At 40.8% G+C, this 3,984-nt stretch carries 4 protein-coding genes; all 4 read right to left on the bottom strand.

Annotation, left to right across the window (positions count from 1 at the left end; all coding sequences use genetic code 11):
- Positions 1 to 53 precede the first annotated feature (53 nt).
- Positions 54 to 1,883, bottom strand: coding sequence for a sensor histidine kinase (locus tag PN499_RS18220; RefSeq protein ID WP_272033515.1), 1,830 nt, complete (start codon positions 1,881 to 1,883; stop codon positions 54 to 56).
- A 777-nt stretch (positions 1,884 to 2,660) separates the two neighbouring features.
- On the bottom strand, positions 2,661 to 2,921 hold the full coding sequence (locus PN499_RS18215) for an NfeD family protein (RefSeq protein WP_272033514.1): 261 nt from the start codon (positions 2,919 to 2,921) through the stop codon (positions 2,661 to 2,663).
- A gap of 447 nt (positions 2,922 to 3,368) precedes the next feature.
- Positions 3,369 to 3,581, bottom strand: coding sequence for a DUF6887 family protein (locus PN499_RS18210; protein ID WP_272033513.1), 213 nt, complete (start codon positions 3,579 to 3,581; stop codon positions 3,369 to 3,371).
- Positions 3,571 to 3,771 (bottom strand): DUF6888 family protein, encoded by a 201-nt coding sequence (locus PN499_RS18205; RefSeq protein ID WP_417063888.1) that lies wholly within the window; start codon positions 3,769 to 3,771, stop codon positions 3,571 to 3,573. The genes PN499_RS18210 and PN499_RS18205 overlap by 11 nt, the downstream gene beginning before the upstream one ends.
- Between the last annotated feature and the right edge of the window lie 213 nt (positions 3,772 to 3,984).

Genomic DNA, 3,984 nt, shown 5'->3' with positions numbered 1-3,984 from the left:
GCCATTAGCAATTACCCATTACCAATTACCCATTACCAATTACCCATTACCCATTAATGTTTAACAGGTAAAGCAATTATGAACTCTGTCCCTGTTCCCACTTCCGACCAAAAATTAATTGTACCCCCATGTTTATCTACTATAATATTGCGGCTAATTGCCAAACCCAACCCAGTTCCCACGCCTCTAGGTTTGGTCGTGAAAAAAGTTTGAAACATTTTCTCTTGAGTAACTGCTGCGATACCCGTACCATTATCCGAAATCTTCACCAGTACAAAATCTATATCCATAGATTCTGTAGTGATAGTAATTGTAGGTAAAAAGCTATTTTTCTGTAGATTTTCTTGTGAACTTGGGATTTTATTAAAATTTTTACCTAAGTTATCTTCCCCCCTTTCTTCCGCTTCTTCTAAAGCATCAAGGGCATTACTTAGAATATTCATAAATACCTGATAAAGCAAACCCATGTACCCTTCAATATTAGGAATATCGCCATAATTCCGAATAACTTTAATCCCTTTTTTAACCCGGTTGTTAAGAATTAGCAGTGTACTTTCAATACAAGCATGAATATCTACAGGGTGAGGCATCGCCTGATCCAAGCGAGAAAAGTCCTTTAGACTTAAGATAATAGCCGTTGCTCGTTCTGCGCCTACTTTCATCGACTGTAAGATTTTGGGCAAATCTTCTTTCAAAAAATCGATATCAATTTTCTCAGCTTGCTCTGTGAGTGCTTGAGATGGTTTAGGAATTTCTGCTTCGTAGCTTTCTAGCAGCGAGAAAAGATCGTCAATATAATCTTTAGCCGGATCTATATTACCATAGATAAAGTTAATAGGATTATTAACTTCGTGAGCCACACCAGCCAACATTCTCCCCAAGCTAGCCATTTTTTCGCTCTGAAGCAGTTGGGATTCTTTTTCAGCTTGTAATTCTGCTAAAAGATGTTTTACCTTAAGAATTAATTGATTAAGCGAAATTGTCAAAACTCCCAGTTCATCTTCTGACGTAACAGGTGCTTGCAAGTCGAAATTAGACTCTTCAGTTACCCTTTGAGCAATTTTAGTTACTGCTTTCAAGGGACGTGCGATCGCGTAGCTAGTGTAGTTAGCTAACAGCACTGCTATCAGAACTGATAGTATCATACTGTAAGTAAGTATCCGCGATCGCAGCATTTCTGCCTCAACTGAAGCCGCCTGTACTGCATCTTCTTGTTTGTCTGCCACCTCGATAAGTTCTGCTAAATCATCTGCCAGATTATCTAGTTGAAACCCGATTTTATCCTTAGCAAAATCCGACAGCAATTTCTCAGCTTTAGCTACCCCAGCCTTGCTCTTTTTATGAACTGCAATTTGCTCAATAATTCTCTCTAGTTTTTGGATATAAACTTCTAGCGATTGCTCGTAAGTTTGCATAAAAGGCTTGACTTCTTCTACCTGCGTTATATTTGCCTCAGCTTGAAGTGCAGATAACAGCTTTTTCAAAGTGTCAGTATATTGTTGTAGCTGCTTATATTTTTGAGCGAATAATTCGGGCTGCTGTAGCCAATAAACAAGGCGCTGCTGGTAAATTTGCGTCCGTAGCAAAGCCGTTTGTAAATCCCCTAACTGGCGACTTTCCAGATCGATATCTACTTCCTGCGCCGCTTTGTGATAATAATAATTGCTTAGTGTTAGCCCTATTATTATTCCCCCACTCGCAACACCGATAGCAACTGCATACCCCCCACGAATCTTGCTGCGGATACTGAGGTTGTTAAACCTCTGTGCAAGCTTCTCTAAGAGCCTACCTGAAAAGCCTAGATGACGGCACGAAGTCGGCTGAGGCTCTATTAAAGTAGGAACAGCATTTGGAAAAGATTTTTTTGGATTTTCAGAGTTCATAGGAGCAAAGCTGCGAGCTATTGAGCAACTTCAGAATTAGCTTTTGAAGGGACATCGAGCTTGGTCGGTGTGGACAGATAGGGAGTTATACTTACGTCTGGTAAAAATGGCTTGCACCCCTATCAGACTGAGAGTTCAGTTTTGTGGCTGGAGGAGTCATCTACGGACTTTCACCGTGATTTACTCTTCAACTAATCGCACTTAGAATTACCGTATATCTGTCAGCCTATCTCCATTCCTACAGCAGGGCATTCGCTTCTGATACAACCCCTCCTTTAATTACCATCATTCGTATAGTGTATAGTATAGTTCAAATTTCTTTTGCTGTAACCATATCTACCACCGATATCGCCCGTATCTGACACCTTCCCACCAATCCCCCCCAATATTCTCAAAAAATTGGCCTTCCTCGTCATCTTTCTAGGAGCCGCCCTTTACTTCACAGAGGGGATTTAATGCTGGGCCTATTTGAGCTTTTTTCAGCTCGAAGTCACCACTTAGACATCTCTTTCGAGTCATTTTTAATAATGCCATTACAAGTATTTTTAAGCGCTTCTTTCAGGTGCTTATTAACAGTCTTTACAGGGAAGAGCGGAGGATATTAAAGCGGTTAGGAAAATTGATAACCTAAGAGGACGTGCGATAGCTTTTTTGTTTATAGGACATAAAAAAGGCTGTAGTAATGAGGTACGGTAAAAGTACAGCCGCCATCTTGGCGGTTTCTTTAGCGCGACCTTTGGCGGCGTTACAGATATTTTTGTGTAAGTCCTGTCACCTTTATAAAAAGGGAGCAGGTGTAACCAACAGAGTAATATTGTCAATACCAACAACATAAACAATATCACCTGTTTCTAATGTAATTTCTTGGTCGCACCGAGCAGGCCACCAGCTACTTTGGAAATAGACTCGGCCTGTTCGGTGAGGGTAAATCGGTTCATCAACAATCGCTTCTTCATTGAAATCATGGTTAACTACCTTTTGGCATGAGAAGGATGTGGCAATGGTTTCGATACGGAAAAGGTTGGCTAGGTTAAACATTGGTGGATGACTCCTGAGCACTTCTATAAAGCTATCTGGGGTGAAGGGCTGTTTTTATGCAGATTGAGGAGTGCGATGCCTACGGCTGGGTATATCTACACATTTCTTAACGCGCTACATTAGAATTTTGTAAGGTGGGGATTGTCAGAACCTATACGCTAGGCAACATTTTTTAACAGCAGCCAACCAAGCTTATCTTGCCTTGCGCGATCGCTCAGAAGCTTGGCAAGAAGAACTTGAAGAACAGGAAGCTTGGGATATCACTTTAGAGGATGGTGTAGGATGAGATTAGCAAAACCATACAGTTTCTCCAACAACATTGATGATGGTGGAAGAAAGACTACGGATTCTTTTGAATTTATAGCTAAAAAATAACTTTTCTTTTATGCAGGGCGATCGCACCCTCCCCAAAAAGCGCAATCGCCCTCTCAACCCCAACCCAAAAAACTATGATTCCTTTAGCTTATTAATGCGATCGCGAATATTCTCCTCCATTTCTTTGAGCAACTCAGGAGTATCGGGAAACGGATACCATACGCCATCCTTATTATCCCCCTTCAAACGGTCAACAAGTGTATAGAAAGCATCATCATCATCCCTGTGAGCGAGGTAATAAGCTCGTAACTCAGCCTTGCTCATCGTCTCAAAATCAGGTTTCATTAATATACCTCCATAAACCATTACGGGCAACTTGGATTTGCAGTTCTTCCCCTGCAAAAATAAAAATCGTGCCATCGCGCTCATCAAAACGCAATATTTCGACTGAGTGGTAAAAATTAGTCAAAGATTGACATAAGCTGATGCAAATTAACCCTTGCGCTGCTGTTGGAAGAATAGCTCCTCCTATCAAATAATTATTTGAGTGTAACTACAATAGTCCGGACAGTTTTTAAGCAGCCAGAGTACCATAAGACAAGACTGAAGGGAGGTTAGGATGATTTAAAATCAAGTCCTTGTCTAAATCTAACTTGCTAATAAATGTATAAAGTAGATGCCGATTGAATTCCAGACGTTTATAAGAGGCCATCGAAAACACGAATGGATGGGCAGACAAGTGGCGATT

This window comes from Kamptonema animale CS-326 (assembly GCF_028330895.1).
Classification (GTDB): Bacteria; Cyanobacteriota; Cyanobacteriia; order Cyanobacteriales; family Microcoleaceae; genus Kamptonema; species Kamptonema formosum.
The sequence above is the reverse complement of the archived record's forward strand: the minus strand, read 5'-3'. Positions and strand labels throughout refer to the sequence as shown.

Coding starts and splice junctions, on each gene's coding strand:
- PN499_RS18220 (WP_272033515.1), bottom strand. CDS start 1,883: ATGAACTCTGAAAATCCAAAAAAATCTTTTCCAAATGCTGTTCCTACT.
- PN499_RS18215 (WP_272033514.1), bottom strand. CDS start 2,921: ATGTTTAACCTAGCCAACCTTTTCCGTATCGAAACCATTGCCACATCC.
- PN499_RS18210 (WP_272033513.1), bottom strand. CDS start 3,581: ATGAAACCTGATTTTGAGACGATGAGCAAGGCTGAGTTACGAGCTTAT.